We start from the raw sequence: 17,873 nt of genomic DNA, 5'->3' as shown, positions 1-17,873 counted from the left end.
CGAGAGACGGCCCCCTCGTTGCCGAGGGGGCCGTCACCGTCGTACTTACTTAGTTGCTGCTGCCCGAGCCCGAACCGCTGCTGCCCGAGCCCGAACCGGTGCTGCCGGAAGCGGAACCGGTGCTGCTCGAGTCGGCGCCACTGGTCGAGCCGGTGCTGCCGGTCGTGCCGGTGCTCGTGTTGGAGCCGGTGCTGCTGCCCGTGCCGGAGCCACCGGTGGAACCGGTGCTGCCGGTCGTGCCCGAGCCGGTGCTGCCGTTGCTGCCGGTCGTGCCGGAGCCGCCGGTCGAACCGGTGCTGCCGGTCGTGCCCGTGCCGGTGCCTTCACCCCGGCTGGTGCTGATGCCCGAGGTGTTGCTGCCGGTGTTGGTGCTGCCGCCCGTGCCGGTGCCTTCGCTCGGTGTCGCGCCGGTGCCTTCGCCCGACTCTTCGCCCGAGGTCTCACCCGACTCCTCGCCGGTGCCTGCGCCCGACTCTTCGCCAGCGCCTGCGTTGACGTCCTCACCGGCGCCTTCGCCCGACTCTTCGCCGGTGCCTGCGTTGACGTCCTCGCCGGCGCCTTCGCCCGACTCTTCGCCAGCGCCTTCGCCCGACTCTTCGCCGGCGCCTGCGGTGACGTCCTCGCCGGTGCCTTCAGCGGCGCCTTCGCCGACACCTTCGCCAGCGGCCGAACCTTCGCCTTCGCCTTCGCCGGCGCCTTCGTCCTCACCCTCACCCTTGTCGGCGAGGCTGACCGGAACGAGGTCACCACCGAAGCGGAACTCGCCCGGGCCGCCCAGGGCACTGAGGCTCGACGGGGCCGGAGGCGCGATCGCATTGGCAATCTGGTTGGGCAGCGTGACCGCGAGGTAGGTGAACAGACCACGGTCGAGCAGACCCTGCCACTCCGAGGGGGAGGTGGCCGGCGTGAACCCGTTGACCAGAGCGTTGAGCGCCAGCACCGGCAGGTTCACCAGGTTGGTGATCGCATCCGTGATGTTGCCCGCGGCCAAAGCCTCGCGCGTGGCATCAAAGATCTCCGTCGACTGGACGATCGAGCCGATGATCGGTTCGAAAATCGCCTTGGTGACCGCGAACTCGGAGATCACATCGAGCAGCGCGGGCAACTTCTCCGCGCCGGGAAGGGCTCCCACAAAGTCGGCGGGGATGGAGAAGACGTCGATCAGCGGCCGTACGCCACCGAGCACCCGGAGCACGAACCAGCCATTGACCTTGGAGAACGCTTCGAAGAACTCGCCCTTCGACAGGTGGTTCAACGACTCGGTGATCACGCCGGGGAACTGCTCGGCCGCCAACCTCAGCCCCTCGAAGGTGCCCTCCAGGGCCGAGGTGATCACGGGTCCGAAGTTCGAGTTGAAATTGAGGACCTGATCGAGCAGAGGACCCGGGTTGAGGGTGTTGAGAATCAGGACATTCGCTGCCTCCCGGAAGATGTAGCCGGTGCTCAACTCCCGCAGAAGGTTGAGGTTCGCGTTGGTCGCGTCGCCGGTCAGCGTCTCCAGGCTTCCGAATGTGTTGGCGATGGCCTGCCCCCACACGAGGAGCGGATTGCTGGCCGCCGTGAGCTGGACCGCGGCGTGCGCCACGCGCTCCTGGACATCCTGAACGGTGGGCATCGGGGGGGCCACCGGGCTGACCGCGATCACACCCGCACTTGCCATCGCGACGCCAGCAACCAACAGCTTGGAGTTGCGTCGGCTCGACGGCGAGTAACTGGGTGGGAGGTCCTGAACCGGCGGACCGGCCTGAACTGCTAGTTGCACGTTTTCTCCTGTTGTGCCTGTGAATTTGCCAAATGGCAGCTGAAGATTAGCTGAGCCTATCCTAAGAGGCAAGTGATTCGTCCCACTAAATAGCGTGGGTTACGCTAGCCGGCTTGATGATGTCGCGATGGCGTCATAACTCGGCATATCGCAGCTGAGGCACGGTACTTGCCGATTCACGCAGCGATCTCAGGGAAACCTACACGAGAGGCGCTCGTCGTCCAGGCCTACCCCATCCGCCGCGCCGTGATGTGCGCCACGTCGTGCTTCCGTCTGCTGATCACCGACCGCGGAGTTGCTGGGGCGTCGGCCACGACGTCGCCGGAGTTTCTCGCGACCGCGGCGTGAAGACTTCGCCCGCGCGACATCCTCACGCGCAAGTGACCATATTGGGCAAAGTGAAGTCAGCAGCATGGGTCGGCAGCTCGCACGATCGCGCGCCGAGCGACGATTTCACCGCCGCCGAGCCGCAAGACCAGCCTCGTGGCATCGCGGCCACACGAACCCGCTACGAGCTGCCCTTTACCGATTGACAGCAGATAATTCGACAGGCTAGATATACGACACGCACGGTGGACGGGGTCATGGGGACGCGGTCGGCGTGCGACACGCGCGCGCCACCGAAGGGTCATGGGATGAGCATGATTCGACCAGCCCGCACTCCACCCGGAACGCAGGCCGAACGTTCGCGCATTGCGCATGCCATCCGAGTGCTCTCGGTACCGATCATCATCGGTTGGCTGGTGCTGACCGCGGCCACAAATGTGTTCGTCCCGTCGTTGGAGAAGGTCGGCGAGGCCAACACCGTCTCGATGAACGCCCACGACGCACCGGCCTTCATCGCGATGCAGCGCGTGGGCGCGAACTTCAAGGAGTTCGACTCCGACAGCAACGCGATGGTCATCTTGGAGGGCGACAAAGCGCTCGGCCCTGAAGCGCACCGCTACTACGACGACTTGATCTCCAGGCTCCGCGCCGACCCGGAACACGTCGAGCACGTCGCCGATTTCTGGAGCGACCCGCTGACCGCCGCGGGGGCGCAGAGCGCAGACGGCAAGTCCGCGTATGTGCAGATCTATCTGCGCGGGAACATGGGCGAGACGATCGCCAACGAATCGATCCAATCGGTTCGCGACATCATCGCGCAAACGCCTGCACCGCAAGGGGTCACGGCATACGTGACCGGAGGAGCGGCGCTGAACGCCGACCAACGCGTCGCCGGCGACAAGGGGGCCGTCAAGGCGACCGTCGCCACGCTGATCGTCATCGCGGTGATGCTGCTGTTCGTCTACCGCTCGATCACCACCATGGTGCTGATCCTGTTCATCGTGTTCGTCGAACTCGGCGCCTCGCGCGGCATCGTCGCCTTCCTCGGCGACACCGGATTCATCGGGCTCTCGACGTTCGCCACCAGCCTGCTCACCCTGATCGCCATCGCCGCGGGCACCGACTACGCGATCTTCCTCGTCGGCCGGTACCAAGAGGCCCGCCAGGCCGGCGAGGACCCCGAAACCGCGTACTACACCATGTTTCACGGCACGGCCCACGTCGTGCTGGCTTCGGGGCTCACCATCGCCGGAGCGCTGCTGTGCCTGAAGTTCACGAGGCTGCCGTGGTTCCAGACCATGGCGGTGCCGTGTGCGGTGGGCGTACTCGTCGCGGTGATCGCCGCCTTGACACTCGGTCCGGCCGTCACCGTCGTCGGCGGTCGGTTCGGACTCTTCGAACCGAAGCGGCCCATCAACTCGCGCGCTTGGCGACGGGTCGGCGTCGTGGTCGTGCGGTGGCCAGGGCCGGTGCTCGTGGCGACCTGTGCGTTGTCACTGGTCGGGTTGCTCGCACTCACCGGATACAAGGTCGACTATGACGGGCGGCACTTCCTTCCCGCAGACACCCCGGCCAACATCGGATACGACGTCGCCGAACGACATTTCGACGCCGCCCGGATGAACCCTGAACTGCTGATGGTCGAAAGCGACCACGACTTGCGCAATTCCGCCGACTTCCTGGTGATCGACAAGATCGCCAAGGGGATCTTCCGCGTACCCGGCATCGCCCGCGTGCAGACCATCACCCGCCCGCAGGGTAAGCCGATCGAGCACACGACGATCCCGTTCCTGCTCAGCATGCAGGGCACCACGAACCAGCTCAACCAGAAGTATCTGCAGGACCGGATGGCCGACATGCTGGTCCAGGCCGAGGAAATGCAGTCGACCATCGACCAGATGGAAAAGATGGCCAGCCTGATGCAGCAGATGGCCGACACCACCCACAGCATGGTCGAGAAGACCAAGAACACGACGATCCACATCGCCGAACTGCGCGACCACATCGCCGATTTCGACGACTTCTTCCGGCCTGTCCGCAACTACTTCTACTGGGAACCGCACTGTTACAACATCCCGATCTGCTGGTCGCTGCGCTCAATATTCGACACCCTCGACGGCATCGACACGCTGACCGATGACATCCAGCGCCTCGTGCCCGACCTCGAACGCCTCGACAGCCTGATGCCCCAGCTGATTCTGCTGCTGCCTCAGCAGATCGAGACGATGAAGACGATGAAGACCATGATGCTGACCATGCACTCCTCGCAGAAGGGGTTGCAGGATCAGATAGCCGCGATGCAGGAGAACTCGCATGCGATGGGTGACGCGTTCGACGCATCCATGAACGACGACTCGTTCTACCTGCCGCCAGAGGCGTTCGCGAACAAAGACTTTCAGCGCGGTATGGACAACTTCATCTCGCCCGACGGCAAGTCGGTGCGGTTCATCATCGAGCATGAGGGCGATCCGGCCACCCCCGAGGGCATCGACCACATCGATGCGATCAAGCTCGCGGCCAAAGAAGCCATCAAGGGCACACCCCTGGAGGGCTCCACCATCTACCTCGGAGGGACCGCCGCCACGTACAAGGACATGCGCGACGGCTCCAACTACGACTTGATGATCGCCGGATTATCCGCCGCGGCATTGATTTTCATCATCATGCTGATCATCACGCGGGCGGTCGTGGCCGCCGCGGTGATCGTCGGAACGGTGCTGCTCTCGCTGGGCACGTCGTTCGGACTGTCTGTGCTCGTGTGGCAGCACCTGCTTGGCATCCGCCTGCACTGGATCGTGCTGGTGATGTCGGTGATCCTGCTGCTGGCGGTCGGCTCGGACTACAACCTGCTGCTGGTGTCCCGGTTCAAGGAGGAATTGCACCACGGGTTCAAGGTCGCGATCATCCGTGCGATGGCCGGCTCGGGCAAAGTGGTCACCTCGGCGGGTCTGGTGTTCGCCGCGACGATGGCCTCGTTCGTGGTCGGTGATCTGCGCAGCATCGCCCAGGTCGGCACCACGATCGCGTTGGGTCTGCTGTTCGACACCCTGATCGTGCGTGCGTTCATGACACCGTCCATCGCGGCGCTGCTGGGCCGATGGTTCTGGTGGCCGCAAAGGGTGCCCACGCCCGCGTCACGGCGCAGGATGGCCGCAGTGTTCCCTGACCGGGCAGCCGCGCCGACCAGCGGTGGCCACTGAGGCCGGACCGGAGTTACGGAGCTTTCCCAACGCGCTCCTTCTCGTGCGCCTGTGGTGCCATGATGGGCAGATGACGAACCCGGACGTCGCAGACAGCCCTCTGCCGTCCGCCTCGGACTGGGCGATCGCCGACCGCAACGTCGGCACGTTCCGGTTCTGGTTTGTCGGGCAGCGTTGGGAGTGGTCGGACGAAGTAGCCCGGATGCACGGCTATGAGCCCGGCGCCGTCGTGCCGACGACCGAGCTGCTGCTGTCGCACAAGCATCCCGACGACCGACAGCACGTCCAGGACCTACTGGACCACGCCCTGCACTTGGGTGGCTCGTTCTCCAGCCGCCACCGGTTCATCGACACCGCGGGCAGGTTGCACACCGTCATCGTGATCGGCGACCGGATGCTCGACGACCAGGGTGCGGTGGTCGGCACCGAGGGCTACTACATCGACCTGACCGACACGTTCGCCCATACCCGCCGCCAGGCGCTGAGCGAGTCGCTGCCCGAGTTGTTCAACGCCCGAGCGGCCATCGAGCAAGCCAAGGGCGCCCTGATGCTCGTCTACCGCATCGACGCCGAGGCCGCGTTCGAATTGCTGATGTGGCGCTCACAGCACACCAACACGAAATTGCGCGCGCTCGCGGCGCAGATCGTCGCCGAACTCGGCACGATCGATCCCCAGCGTGACGACCTGCGAAGGCAGTTCGACCACCTGCTTCTCACCGCGCACACCCGCGCCCGGTAGGTGATCGAGGGCCGTGGATGCGCGTCGTAACTGAAGTCGTCCCAGCCGGGGTATCACCAGGGCATGACAAGACAGACGCGCAAACCGCTTGGCCGCTGACGGGTGAGATGACGTGGCGCAGATAGAGGTGAGCCTGGATGTGCGCGACACCGCGGTGGTGGTGTCGGTAGCCGGCGAGATCGACTCGAACAGCGTCGGAGCTCTGCAACCCCATTTCGACCGCGCGGTCGAGGCCGCCGATGGGCATCCGGCCAAGTTGCTGATCGTCGAACTGTCCAGGGTCGGGTACTTCGGTAGTGCGGGACTCAACGCCGTACTCGAGTGTTACGAGAAAGGATTGGCCGCCGGAGTCGCGGTGCGGTTGGTGGCCGCCAACCCCGAGGTGGTCCGTCCCATCGAGGTCACCAAGCTCGACAAGGTTCTGCGACCGTACGGATCCGTGGCCGATGCGGTCGACGGATGAGTGACCCGACCGGGCAGCAGAACCGACTGACCACGGTTTTCGATGCAGACGGCGAGGTCGGGCCCGATATGGCCGGAGTTCGGTGGGCCGCCACGCCGTTGGGGGCACCGGACGGCTGGCCGCAGAGCCTGCGAACCGCGGTCAGCATCCTGCTGTCCTCGCGATTCCCGATGTGGATGGCGTGGGGGCCCGATCTGACGTTCTTCTGCAACGCCGCCTATCGGCGGGACACGTTGGGCCGCAAGTATCCCTGGGCGCTCGGCCGGCCGGCGCGCGAGGTGTGGGTCGAGATCTGGCCCGATATCGGCCCGCGAATCGACCACGTGCTCTCCACCGGAGAGGCGACTTGGGATTCGGCGCTGCTGCTCTTCCTCGAGCGCTCCGGCTATCAGGAGGAGACGTACCACACCTTTTCGTACAGCCCACTGCGTGACGACGACGGGCTGGTCGTGGGCATGCTGTGCGTGGTCAGCGAGGACACCCAGCAGGTGATCAGTGAGCGCCAGATGGCGACCCTGCGTGACCTCGGATCGGACCCGAGCGTCGTGCGCACCGAAGAAGAGATCATGGCGTTCGCCGAACGCCAGCTCGGTCAGAACCTGCGCGATCTCCCGTTCACGTTGACCTACCTGTTCGATGCCGACGGCGGTGCCCGCCTCGCCGGATCCACCGGCGGCATCGCCGAGCATCCGATCGCGTGGGCGCATGTGGGCGCCGGCCACGACGGCAGTTGGCCGCTGGAGGAACCCGCGCGCGGTGAGACGACGGTGGTCGCGCTGGCCGGCGACCGGTACGCGGACCTGCCGACCGGGGACTGGCGGGATCCACCGCAACACGCGCTGATCGTCCCGCTACAGCAGCAGGGCGGTTCCCCGATCGGCTTCCTGGTCGCCGCGCTCAACCGTTACCGCCCGCTCGACGACACCTATCGCGGCTTCGTGACACTCGTGGCAGGGCACGTCGCCGCGGGCATCGGCAGTGCGCGCAACTACCAGGCACAGCAGCAGCGCGCCGAGGAACTCGCCGAGCTGGACCGCGCCAAGACGGCGTTCTTCTCCAACATCAGCCACGAGTTCCGAACCCCGCTGACGTTGATCCTCGACCCGGTCGCCGAATTACGTACGCGCGGCGCCGACTTCGACGAGCTGGCGCGTGACGAATTGGACATCGTGTGGCGCAACGGATTACGGCTCGCGAAGCTGGTCAACACGCTGCTCGACTTCTCGCGGATCGAGGCCGGCCGCATGCGGGCGAACTTCGCGCCGGTCGACCTCGGCGGCGTGACCGCCGAACTCGCCAGCGTCTTCCGGTCGGCGATCGAGCGTGCCGGCCTCACCTTCACCGTGGACTGTCCTTCCCTCGGCGACACCGTCTACATCGACCGCGACATGTGGGAGAAGGTGATCTTCAATCTCCTGTCCAACGCGCTGAAATTCACGTTCACCGGGGGCATCTCGGTCACCGTGTCCCGCGACGGCGACGAAGCCGTGGTCAGAGTCTCCGACACCGGTGCTGGGGTCGCCGCCGCCGAAATACCCCGACTGTTCGAACGATTCCACCGGATCGAGAACGTGCGCGCGCGGTCGAACGAGGGCAGCGGAATCGGTCTGGCCCTGGTCAAGGAGCTGGTCGAACTCCACAGCGGCAGCATCACCGCCGACAGTGCCGAGGGTGTCGGTACCACCTTCACGATCCGCGTGCCGATCGGCGCCGCACACGTTCCGGCCGACGCGCTCGCCTCGACACCCGACGGGCGGACAACGGACCCGGGCGCCGAACCCTATCTTCAAGAGGCGCTGCGGTGGCTGCCGACCGACGGAGAGGGCCCGGTCCCCGATGTGCCGTCGGGGGTGGGCGGCCCAACATCGTCTCCTCTCGCTCCGGGCTCCACACCGCGGGTGCTCATCGCCGACGACAACGCCGACATGCGTGAGTACGTCGCCCGGATGCTGCGCAACGACGGATACCTCGTCGACGCCGTCACCGACGGCCAGCAAGCGCTCGACGCGGTCCGTACCGAGCTGCCCGACGTGGTGATCAGCGACGTCATGATGCCGCTTCTGGACGGCCTCCAACTCGTCAGCGCATTGCGGTCGGATCCGCGCACCGCGGCCATACCGGTGCTGCTGTTGTCGGCCCGCGCCGGACAGGAAGCCGCCATCGAGGGTTTGCAGGCCGGTGCCGACGACTACCTCGTCAAGCCGTTCGCCGCAGCCGAACTGCTGGCGCGCGTGCGCGCGAACGTCAAACTCGCCAGGATCCGCAATCATCACGCCCGCTGGCGAACCGCGCTGATCGACTCGCTGCAGGAAGCGTTCTTCGTGGCCGACGAGCGCGGCACGGTGATCGAGATCAATGCGGCGTTCACCGACATCCTGGGGTACGGCGTAGATGGGTTGCCGTACGAGTCCGTGCAGCCGTGGTGGCCGACGGCGGAGTCGGATCCCGATGCGCACCGTCAGGCCAGCGAGATGTTGGCGCAGATACTGCGTGAACCGCATGGCAGGCACACGGTTCCGGTCACACACCGAGATGGGCACCGACTGTGGGTGACTCTCACCTACAACCGGATCGAGGAGATCGACACTGGCAGGCTCGTGATGGTCGGCACCTTCCGCGACGTCACCGCTGAGCACTACACAGTGCAGCGGGAGGCCGCCCTGGCAGCGCTCAATCAGCAACTGGCGCAGGCGGACACGCTCGACGATGCGGTGCGCACCACGGCCGAAGTCCTGCGCCAGGTGTGGTGCGCGCACCGCGTCCTGGCCGTCACGTTTCCCGTCGACGACGGCACCACGACGATCGATCCGTCAGCCCTGGTCTGTTCCGGCGAGCCGGTCCAGTGGCACGACCTGCCCGCGGCGACAAGACTGGCCATCACCTCGCTGCGCACCGCAGACTCACTCGTCGCCGACGCGTCGGACACCGGATCCGCGAGCATCGCACTGCAGCATCCTCGCGGGGTTCTGGTCGTCTACCTCGAACTGCCCGAGCGCCGACCGTTCACGCCCGAAGACAAGACGCTGTTGGCGGTCTTGGCCGGACGGCTCGGCCAGGGGCTGCAGCGCGTTCACCTACTGGACCAGCAGCGCGAAACCGCACTAGCGCTACAGCACGCGATTCTCGGTCCCACGGTCTCGAGTGGGTTCGCCGTGCGGTACCAGCCGGCCGCCCGCCCGCTGCAGGTCGGTGGTGACTGGTACGACGTCGTCGACCTCGACGACGGCCGTATCGCGTTGATCGTCGGCGATTGCGTCGGGCATGGATTGACCGCAGCCACGGTGATGGGACAGCTGCGAAGCGCCTGTCGGGCACTGCTTCTCGAACACCCCGGACCGGCCGCTGCGCTGACAGCCCTCGACCGGTTCGCCGCCAGGCTGCCGGGCGCGCGCTGCACGACGGCGTTCTGCGCCGTGCTCAATCCGGACACCGGTGAGTTGCTGTACTCCAGTGCCGGCCACCCGCCTCCGGTCATGGTGCTTCCCGACGGCGCGAGCCGCTTGCTCGACGATGCCTCGGTCACCCCGCTCGGCTTGCCCTTCGATCACATCCGCCCCGAGGGCAGGCAGGTCATGCCGGCGCGCGCGACGCTGTTGCTCTACACCGACGGCCTGGTGGAGCGTCGGCGCGAGTCCTTGGACAAGGGAATCGGCCGGGCCGTCGACGTGCTCGAAAGCCACTCCGCGACAGGGCTCGACGACCTGGCAGACGAGATCATGACGCAGTTGGCGCCCATCCAGGGATACCAGGACGACGTCGCGCTCATGCTGTACCGCCAACCGGCGCCGCTGGAGATCGAATTCAGCGCCGACCCCGCTGAGTTGGCCGGTACACGCAGCGCGCTGCGGAAGTGGTTGGTGCGGGCGGGCGTGGATCCGAGCCAGACGCTCGACGTGCTGATCGCCACGGGGGAGGCGCTTGCCAATGCGATCGAGCACGGACACCGTGACCGTCCCGGGGGGACGGTACGTCTGCGCGCGACCGTGCTGGCGAACCGACTTCACCTGACCATCGCCGATACCGGGGTGTGGAAAGTGCCCCACGTCGATCCCGCGTCTCATCGCGGGCGCGGAATCGCGCTGATGCGGGCGTTGATGCACGACGTCACGATCGAGACAGGCGATTCTGGTACGACGATCGACCTGCACGCCAGGATCGCGTGATGCCCACACCGCTCACCGTGCGCACCGACCGCCGGGTCGACGGCACCATGGTGCTGAGCGCAGCCGGCGAACTCGACCTGAGCAACATCGACGCGTTCACCGACGCCATCGCCGCCACCGTCGGCAGGCGAAGCCAGGAGACGGCGCGACTGACCATCGATTTGTCCGCGGTCGAATACCTCGACAGCGGGGCGATCAACGCGCTGTTCGAGCACGCCCCGCAGATTCGCACGATCGTCGCCAATCCGATCCTGATGCCGGTACTGACGATCAGCGGGCTGACATCGGTTGCCGAAGTGCAAGCGGCAGAGGGTGACTGAACGGGCCAGCCGGTCTCACGGCAGCACCGTGCGCATCAACATGACGTTGTAGGCCGACCACAGCGACAGGTTGAAGTACAGCTCTTTGCCGGTCGACCACGGATGCAGGAACGGCGCGTAGATGCCGCCGGGGACATCCCAGGACCGCACCAACAACTGCTCGGGGCCATACGGTCCCTGGGGGGCCGGCGCCATCCTGGCCACCACGTCGTTGGCGCCGTTGCAGTACAGCACCACGTACTGCTTGAGGTAGGTGTTGTACTGGGCCGACATTTCGCCGACCGGGCCGGGGATCACCACCGTCGCCGCTCCCGGATCCTTTGGCACCCAGGCGTTCTGATCGACGTTCCAGTACTCGTAGCGGTTGAGATCGGGCACCGCGCCCTGCGGGATGCGCGCGATGTACGCCGCGCCCCCTCGGCCCGCCGGCGTGCCGAACGTATACAGGTACGGATCGCCAGGACCCGGCTTCAGGAACGCACCTTGCTGGAAGTTCTCGTTGCCGCGCACGTACCGCGCATCGGGGACGTCGCCTTCGCGCGCGGCGCGCACCGTGCCGGGGTAGACGCCCCAGTGCTCACCGTTGTCCGGGGAGACCGCGACCGCCGAGAAGTTGGTCGTCCAGCGCCCGTCGGCATCCCAGCTCTTGATCGACATGAAGTTCACGAACTGATTGCCGCCCACGGCGACACCGGCGGTGGGAATGATGCCTTTCTCATTCGGCGCCCACTTGGTGCTGTTGATGATCTGCTTGGACAGGCCGGGCGCCCACAGCGGGGAACCGGAGTAACGGTTGGCGAGGGCGCCGTCGGGCACGGCGACCGTCTTCGACAGCGCTCCGTCCTGCGTGCGCAACAGCGCGTTGTAGCGCCACTGCTTTCCGCGCACGCTGCAGTAGCCGTACGTGTCGCCGAACGCCATCAGAACCTGGCGATTACCGGGATCGCCGTTGTCCCACATGATCCCGAGGTCGGTGCCGGTGATCGCGAACCGCCCGATGGTGTTGTTCGGGCTCTCGGGCCCGGTGACCCACCCGACCAACGTCGTGCCCGGCGGCGCGGGTGGGGGAGGCGGCTCGGGAGCGGCAGCGGGAACCTGTTGTGCGACAGGCTGGTCCGCTGAGGGTTGGGGTGGCGTGGAGCGTGCGGCGGCCTGTTGGTCCACGGTCGCCGACTGCGGCGTAAGCGACTGGAGGATTTCGGCGGGCAGTCGGCCGAGGCGCGGCAGCGGGGCCTCGTCGTTGGTGTTGCGAGGCCGGTGGCCGACCGGCGGGCCGCCCGGCAGCGCCGGCGTCGCTTCGGAGTTCGGAGCAGCGGGCGGTTGTGCGGCCGCCGCGGCGCCGGTGCACGGTTCGGCCCAGGCCGCGGGGGCGACGCCGAGTACGGCGCTCAGTGCGATCACGGTTGCGGACGCCACCGACAACGAGGCGATGCGCGGAGGCGGCGACATGTCACACCTTTCGGAGGCGGACGCCCGACGAGGCGTCATCGATGGCGGATGTGACATTAGTGACGAAAGTGACTCATGTGATCTTGATGCACGGATAGGTATTCACCTGTGACCGTGTCGCAACCTCGTCAACCCAACTGATTTGTGAGTGATTGCGTTCGCCAGCCGATCGTTTTCACTCACAAGTCGCGGTGTGTCGATTCTCGGTGCCGGGGTATCAAAACCGGCATGACCTCCCCGGCCAAAGCGCAAACCGGCGAGCCCGACGAGATGACCGGCGGCAAGCTCAAACGCAAGATCACCGGGCCGCTGCTGTTCCTGTTCATCCTCGGCGACGTGCTCGGCGCCGGTATCTACGCGCTGATGGGCGTGCTTGCGGGCGACGTGGGCGGTGCGCTGTGGGCACCGCTTCTGCTGGCTCTGCTGCTGGCGCTGCTCACCGCCGGCTCCTACGCCGAACTGGTGACCAAGTATCCGAAGGCGGGCGGCGCGGCGGTATTCGCCGAGCGGGCGTTCGGTCGACCGGTGGTGTCGTTCCTGGTGGGCTTCTGCATGCTCGCCGCGGGGGTGACCAGCGCGGCGGGTCTGTCTCTCGCCTTCGCCGGTGACTATCTCACGACGTTCATCGATGTTCCGGCCATACCGGCGGCCATCGTTTTCCTGGCGCTGATCGGGTGCCTCAACGCGCGGGGCATCAGCGAGTCGGTCAAGAGCAACGTCGTGATGACGGTGATCGAGCTGACCGGTCTGCTGATCGTGGTCATCGCGGTGTCGCTGATGGTCGGCGACGGCCGCGGCGATCTGGGCCGCGTCACCGAGTTCCCCGAGGGCGCCACGCCCGCGCTGGCCATCCTCAGCGGAGCGATCGTCGCGTACTACTCGTTCGTCGGCTTCGAGACATCGGCGAACGTGGCCGAGGAGATCCGCAATCCGAGCAAGGTGTATCCCACGGCGCTGTTCGGCGCCCTCATCACCGCGGGCGTGCTCTACGCGCTTGTGGGGGTGGCGAGCGCGGTCGCCCTGCCCGCCGAGGACCTCGCGAAGTCCTCCGGTCCGTTGCTCGACGTGGTCGCGGCGGCCGACGTCGGGATTCCTGACTGGGTCTTCAGCGCGATCGCGCTCGTCGCCGTCGCCAACGGCGCGCTGCTGACGATGATCATGGCCAGCAGGCTCACATACGGCATGGCCGAGCACGGCCTGCTGCCCAGCGTGCTCGGCCGCGTACTTCCGAAAAGGCGCACACCGTGGACGGCGATCATCGCGACAACCGCGGTCGCCATGGTGCTGAGCCTGCTCGGCGATCTGTCGACGCTCGCCGAGACGGTGGTGCTGCTGCTGTTGGTCGTGTTCATCTCGACGAACATCGCGGTGCTGGTGCTGCGCCGCGACCCGGTCGATCACCCGCATTTCCGAGTCTGGACGGGCGTGCCGGTGCTGGGGGTGGCGTCCTGTGTGCTGTTGCTGACCCAGCAGACCGCGAAGGTCTGGCTCTTCGCCGCGATACTGATCGCGGTGGGCGCGGTGCTGTATCTGGCGGCCCGGGCAGCGACGCGTCGCTGACGTCAGCGCTTGTGCACGGTGTCCCGCAGGAATTGGCTTTTGGCGCTTTGGGTTTCGTCGATGAGGATGGCGGCGGCCTCGGCCCGCCCGCGCGATCCACTCCGGCCACCGCTGGGCCGCGAGCGATCCAATCGTCGATGGGCATTCGGTGGGGAAGGTTCCGCACGCGATGCCCGGCGCCTTTGCGGTCGGATGCATGAATACGGCCGACCCGGGATAAAAGGTGAACGCGGCATGCGACGGTGGTTTACGTTCGCGCCGGTGATTGCAGTTCGAAAGGGGGGACGAACAATGGTCGGGCTATCGGCTCATCTCAGAGGCGCCCGTCGCACGGGGCCCGCGGCCAAAGCGATCATGCGATCGTCGGTCGTACTGGCGGCGGTGTGTGTGCTGTTCGGCTTCGGCGGGGGACAGGCTGCGGCGTTCCCGGGAGGCGATGCGGCCGGCGCCTTGACGATCGGCGGGCTGAACCGCACCTACACGGTGCATTCCCCGCCCGGCCTCGACCGCCCCGCCGGGCTCGTCCTCAACCTGCACGGCGCCGGGATGACCGGACCGGCGCAGGCCGGAGCAACCAACTACAACGCGATCGCCGATCAGTACGGGTTCGTCGTCGCGTATCCCGACGGGGTCGATATGAGCTGGGCCGACGGCCGCGGCGCCGCACTGCCGGACCGCCAGGGCGTCGACGACGTCGGGTTCCTGGTCGCGCTCGCCGAGCGGCTGCGCGAGGAGTACGGCGTCGACCCCGGCCACGTCTTCGTGACCGGGACATCGGCGGGCGGCTTCATGGCCTCGCGGCTGGCATGTGACCGTGCCGACGTCTTCGCCGCCGCGGCACCGATCGCGGGCACCCTCGCGTCGGGTTTCCCCTGCGCACCGTCGCAGCCGGTGTCGGTGTTGGCGGTGCACGGAACGGCCGATCCGGTGGTGCCGTTCGCCGGTGGCCCGATGGTCGGCCGCGGCGGGCCCAGCGACATCGTCGCGCCCGCGGTGATGGCGCAGCGCTGGCGTGAGCTCGACGGCTGCCCGGCACCGGTCGAGGAGGTGCAGGGCGGCGTCCACCGGTTCGTGGCCGCCGGGTGTGCCGGCGGAACCGAGGTGGTGTTCGTCCAGATCGACGGCGGAGGTCACGTCTGGCCCGGCGGTTTGTTCGCCCCGTTCGACGCCTCCCAGTCCAGTGGGCAGTTCTTCGCGACCCACGGTAGGTGAGCCGCCGCTTCTGCCTACGGTGGGTGTGACGGCACACTGGAGCCGGCGCGAAACGAACAGGAGATCGCAATGAGCGACGACGTCCCGGGTATCACCGGCATCCACCACATCTCCATCACGGTGACCGATCTCGAGGCCAGCCTTGCGTGGTATCAACGGCTGCTCGGGGCGGATCGGTTGCCGATGAAGTTCCCCCACTACGAACGGGAGGACACCGGATACGGTGAGCTGCTGATCGACCCGCGCTCCGGTGTCGTGATCGGATTGCACACCAACATCGGCAACGACGGAAACCGATTCGACGAAGCCCGAACCGGTTTGGACCACGTCGCGTTGAACGTGGCGTCACGAGACGAATTGGACGCGTGGACGCGACGGCTCGACGAACTCGGCATCGAACACTCCGGTGTCCGCGCGGCCGACGAGCCGTTTCCCTTTGCGACCGTGGTGTTCCGCGACCCCGACAACATTCAGCTCGAGCTGTTCACGCTCGGCTGAGCAGGCTCGGCTGAGCAGGCTCGGCCGGGAAAGTCGCTCGTCGCACACGACTGCGGCCTAGGCTGCGGCCATGTCATACGACCGCGCCGCGCTCGTCGCGGGCAGCATCCGATTCGCGTCCGGTGTGTCGTTTCTGGTCGACCCCCTTCGGGCCAACCGGCTGTGGGGCGATCCGGATGAGCCGGCGCCGACGACGCAGCTGCTGCTGCGCTCGATGGGGTACCGCGACGCGCTCATCGGCGGTCTGCTGCTGGCATCGGCACTGCGGGGCCGCGACACCCGAGGATGGTTTCTGGCCTCGGGCGGCGCCGACGCCGCCGATCTGCTGGGCGGCTCGAGTGTGCACCACGAGATGAGACGCTCCCAGCGGGTCATCGGACTCGGCGGCGCGATCATCGGCATCGGCGTCGGGTTGTGGGGCGCACTGCGCCGGCCCCAGCGTGCGGAGGACTGACCTCAGCGGGTCAACAGCAGGCAGCCGGCGATCGGCCCGCCGCCCGCCGCGGCGACCGCCACCTCGGGCCGGCGCGACACCTGCCGGTCACCGGCCTGCCCGCGCAGCTGAAGGCACGCTTCGTGCAGCAGCCAATAGCCGTGCATCCGCCCAGCCGAGAGCTGTCCACCGTAGGTGTTGAGCGGCAACTCGCCGTCGAGCGCGATGCGCGTCGCGCCTTCGATGAACGGACCCGCCTCGCCGTCCGCGCAGAAACCCAGCGCCTCCAGCCATGCGAACGTCAGAAAGGTGAAGCCGTCGTAGAGCTCGGCGAGGTCGACGTCGGATGGCGTCAGATCAGTGCGCGACCACATCTCGGCGGCCGCGTCGGTCGACGCCATCTTCGGAAAATCGTCGCGGTGAAACCAGCCTCCCGAACCATAAGCGCCGCCAACGGCTTCCACCGCCACCGGTGGTTGGGGGCAGTCTCGTGCGTACTCGGCCTGCGAGATCACGAACGCGACCGAGCCGTCGATGGGCACGTCGCAGTCAAACAGCCCGAACGGTGTGGACACCGGCCGCGCCGCCAAGTAGTCCGCCATGGTCATCGGGTCCCGGTAGGCGGCAAGGGGATTCAGCCCGGCATTGCGTCTGCTGTTGATCGCCAGCCAGCCCAACTGCTCCTTGGTCGTTCCGTACAGATCCATATGCCGACGGCAGTGCATGGCCAGCCAGTTGGCCGCGGAGTAGGCGTGTGCGGCCAGCAGTTCGTCGATGTCGCCGAACGGCGCGAGCTTGCGCGGGGACCCGGGGGCGCGGGGTTCGATCGGCGGATTAGCCAGCGGGTTGGGCCCGGAGGTGGGCGGCGCCTGCGTCATAGTTCCGCCGAGCATCTGCACGGTCCGGTACACCAGCACGTGCCGCGCGCGCCGCTCGGAGACCGCCACCATCGCCGACATCACCGGGGTCAACACGCCGCCGGTGGGGAAACCGTAGCCCTGGTCGACAGCCGGACCACCCAGTGCGGCAACGACTTCGACCAGCGGCGTGTCCCCGAAGGTGACGATGCCGTCGATGTCATCCGGCGTGAGCCCGGCATCGGCGACCGCGGCGCGCACCGCCTCCATCGTCAGATCGATCCCGGGGATTCCGGTGCGGCGCCCGATGCGGGAGATGCCGAGCCCGCTGATGATCGCGTCCTTCTCGAACGTGCTCAACCGGCCACCGCCTCGCCTTCGTGTCCTTCGGGAGTTCCCCTCATGCGGAGGTCCCTGTGATGATGCCCGCTGCAGACTGTACTTTCCTAGACGTGTCCGACGACGTGTCACCTGCCTCCGCGGCCAGAATGGTGCCGGCTCTCGATGAGCACAACCGGGCCTTCTGGACCGGGGGACGAGATGGCCGACTGCTGATCACCCGTTGTGAGCGTTGCCATTTGTGGGTGTCACCTCCAGCCGGGGACTGTCCCGAATGCGGCGGACGACTTCGCCCACAACCGGTATCGGGACTCGGCACGGTGTTCACCTACACCGTCAACCACCAGCCGTTCAACCCGGCTGTCACGGTGCCGTACGTCATTGCGATCGTCGAACTCGATGAGCAGCCCGGCCTGCGCATCGCGGCCAATATCGTGGACTGTCAACCGGATTCGGTGCACGTCGGTCTTCCGGTCGCGGTGCGCTTCGAGCGTCAGGATCTCGACGGCGAGATCGCATTCGCACCCGTATTCGCGCCGCGCTGACGCGAT

14 protein-coding genes are annotated in these 17,873 nt (G+C 66.9%); 11 read left to right on the top strand and 3 right to left on the bottom strand.

Annotation, left to right across the window (positions count from 1 at the left end; genetic code table 11):
• Positions 1-49: 49 nt before the first annotated feature.
• Positions 50-1,762: a hypothetical protein gene (locus AU072_RS18095; protein WP_133147298.1), complete on the bottom strand. Its 1,713-nt coding sequence runs from the start codon at positions 1,760-1,762 to the stop codon at positions 50-52.
• A gap of 380 nt (positions 1,763-2,142) precedes the next feature.
• Between AU072_RS18095 and AU072_RS28340 the strand changes: the two genes are divergently transcribed.
• The 6 genes from AU072_RS28340 to AU072_RS18070 all read left to right on the top strand — a co-directional run bounded on the left by AU072_RS28340 (position 2,143) and on the right by AU072_RS18070 (position 10,974).
• On the top strand, positions 2,143-2,295 hold the full coding sequence (locus AU072_RS28340; RefSeq protein ID WP_165595614.1) for a hypothetical protein: 153 nt from the start codon (positions 2,143-2,145) through the stop codon (positions 2,293-2,295).
• A gap of 108 nt (positions 2,296-2,403) precedes the next feature.
• Positions 2,404-5,289, top strand: coding sequence for an MMPL/RND family transporter (locus tag AU072_RS18090; RefSeq protein ID WP_064415096.1), 2,886 nt, complete (start codon positions 2,404-2,406; stop codon positions 5,287-5,289).
• A 70-nt stretch (positions 5,290-5,359) separates the two neighbouring features.
• Positions 5,360-6,028 (top strand): PAS and ANTAR domain-containing protein, encoded by a 669-nt coding sequence (locus tag AU072_RS18085; RefSeq protein ID WP_082680929.1) that lies wholly within the window; start codon positions 5,360-5,362, stop codon positions 6,026-6,028.
• A gap of 112 nt (positions 6,029-6,140) precedes the next feature.
• On the top strand, positions 6,141-6,491 hold the full coding sequence (locus AU072_RS18080; RefSeq protein ID WP_064415073.1) for an STAS domain-containing protein: 351 nt from the start codon (positions 6,141-6,143) through the stop codon (positions 6,489-6,491).
• Positions 6,488-10,654, top strand: coding sequence for a SpoIIE family protein phosphatase (locus AU072_RS18075; protein WP_064415072.1), 4,167 nt, complete (start codon positions 6,488-6,490; stop codon positions 10,652-10,654). The genes AU072_RS18080 and AU072_RS18075 overlap by 4 nt, the downstream gene beginning before the upstream one ends.
• Entirely contained in the window at positions 10,654-10,974 is a 321-nt protein-coding gene (locus tag AU072_RS18070; RefSeq protein ID WP_064415071.1) for an STAS domain-containing protein, read from the top strand. The genes AU072_RS18075 and AU072_RS18070 overlap by 1 nt, the downstream gene beginning before the upstream one ends.
• Before the next feature lie 15 nt (positions 10,975-10,989).
• Here the strand turns inward: AU072_RS18070 and AU072_RS18065 are convergent, their stop codons facing one another.
• Complete coding sequence (locus tag AU072_RS18065) at positions 10,990-12,423, bottom strand: glycoside hydrolase family 183 protein (RefSeq protein ID WP_082680928.1); 1,434 nt, start codon at positions 12,421-12,423, stop codon at positions 10,990-10,992.
• Positions 12,424-12,651: 228 nt separating this feature from the next.
• Here AU072_RS18065 and AU072_RS18060 point away from each other — a divergent pair, with 228 nt between their 5' ends.
• The 4 genes from AU072_RS18060 (at position 12,652) to AU072_RS18045 (ending at position 16,147) form a co-directional block, all read left to right on the top strand.
• Entirely contained in the window at positions 12,652-13,983 is a 1,332-nt protein-coding gene (locus AU072_RS18060) for an APC family permease (protein WP_064415070.1), read from the top strand.
• A gap of 354 nt (positions 13,984-14,337) precedes the next feature.
• Positions 14,338-15,195, top strand: coding sequence for an extracellular catalytic domain type 1 short-chain-length polyhydroxyalkanoate depolymerase (locus AU072_RS18055; RefSeq protein WP_082680927.1), 858 nt, complete (start codon positions 14,338-14,340; stop codon positions 15,193-15,195).
• Between the two features lie 69 nt (positions 15,196-15,264).
• Positions 15,265-15,693 carry a VOC family protein gene (locus AU072_RS18050; RefSeq protein ID WP_064415068.1) on the top strand — a complete coding sequence of 143 codons (429 nt, stop codon included), beginning with the start codon at positions 15,265-15,267 and terminating at the stop codon, positions 15,691-15,693.
• Positions 15,694-15,763: 70 nt separating this feature from the next.
• Positions 15,764-16,147 (top strand): DUF4267 domain-containing protein, encoded by a 384-nt coding sequence (locus AU072_RS18045; RefSeq protein ID WP_064415067.1) that lies wholly within the window; start codon positions 15,764-15,766, stop codon positions 16,145-16,147.
• Between the two features lie 2 nt (positions 16,148-16,149).
• On the opposite strand, the gene AU072_RS18040 is transcribed toward AU072_RS18045, so the two are convergent.
• Positions 16,150-17,343 (bottom strand): thiolase family protein, encoded by a 1,194-nt coding sequence (locus tag AU072_RS18040; RefSeq protein WP_064415066.1) that lies wholly within the window; start codon positions 17,341-17,343, stop codon positions 16,150-16,152.
• Positions 17,344-17,471: 128 nt separating this feature from the next.
• Between AU072_RS18040 and AU072_RS18035 the strand changes: the two genes are divergently transcribed.
• Positions 17,472-17,867 (top strand): Zn-ribbon domain-containing OB-fold protein, encoded by a 396-nt coding sequence (locus AU072_RS18035; protein ID WP_064415065.1) that lies wholly within the window; start codon positions 17,472-17,474, stop codon positions 17,865-17,867.
• Positions 17,868-17,873 lie beyond the last annotated feature (6 nt).

Source organism: Mycolicibacterium novocastrense (assembly GCF_001499835.1).
Classification (GTDB): domain Bacteria; phylum Actinomycetota; class Actinomycetes; order Mycobacteriales; family Mycobacteriaceae; genus Mycobacterium; species Mycobacterium novocastrense.
This window is presented reverse-complemented; position numbering and strand designations above follow the sequence as displayed.

Excerpts from the sequence above, each read along its gene's own strand:
- AU072_RS18090 (WP_064415096.1), top strand. The coding sequence starts at position 2,404 with ATGATTCGACCAGCCCGCACTCCACCCGGAACGCAGGCCGAACGTTCG.
- AU072_RS18085 (WP_082680929.1), top strand. The coding sequence starts at position 5,360 with ATGACGAACCCGGACGTCGCAGACAGCCCTCTGCCGTCCGCCTCGGAC.
- AU072_RS18075 (WP_064415072.1), top strand. The coding sequence starts at position 6,488 with ATGAGTGACCCGACCGGGCAGCAGAACCGACTGACCACGGTTTTCGAT.
- AU072_RS18070 (WP_064415071.1), top strand. The coding sequence starts at position 10,654 with ATGCCCACACCGCTCACCGTGCGCACCGACCGCCGGGTCGACGGCACC.
- AU072_RS18065 (WP_082680928.1), bottom strand. The coding sequence starts at position 12,423 with ATGTCGCCGCCTCCGCGCATCGCCTCGTTGTCGGTGGCGTCCGCAACC.
- AU072_RS18060 (WP_064415070.1), top strand. The coding sequence starts at position 12,652 with ATGACCTCCCCGGCCAAAGCGCAAACCGGCGAGCCCGACGAGATGACC.
- AU072_RS18055 (WP_082680927.1), top strand. The coding sequence starts at position 14,338 with ATGCGATCGTCGGTCGTACTGGCGGCGGTGTGTGTGCTGTTCGGCTTC.
- AU072_RS18050 (WP_064415068.1), top strand. The coding sequence starts at position 15,265 with ATGAGCGACGACGTCCCGGGTATCACCGGCATCCACCACATCTCCATC.
- AU072_RS18045 (WP_064415067.1), top strand. The coding sequence starts at position 15,764 with ATGTCATACGACCGCGCCGCGCTCGTCGCGGGCAGCATCCGATTCGCG.
- AU072_RS18035 (WP_064415065.1), top strand. The coding sequence starts at position 17,472 with ATGGTGCCGGCTCTCGATGAGCACAACCGGGCCTTCTGGACCGGGGGA.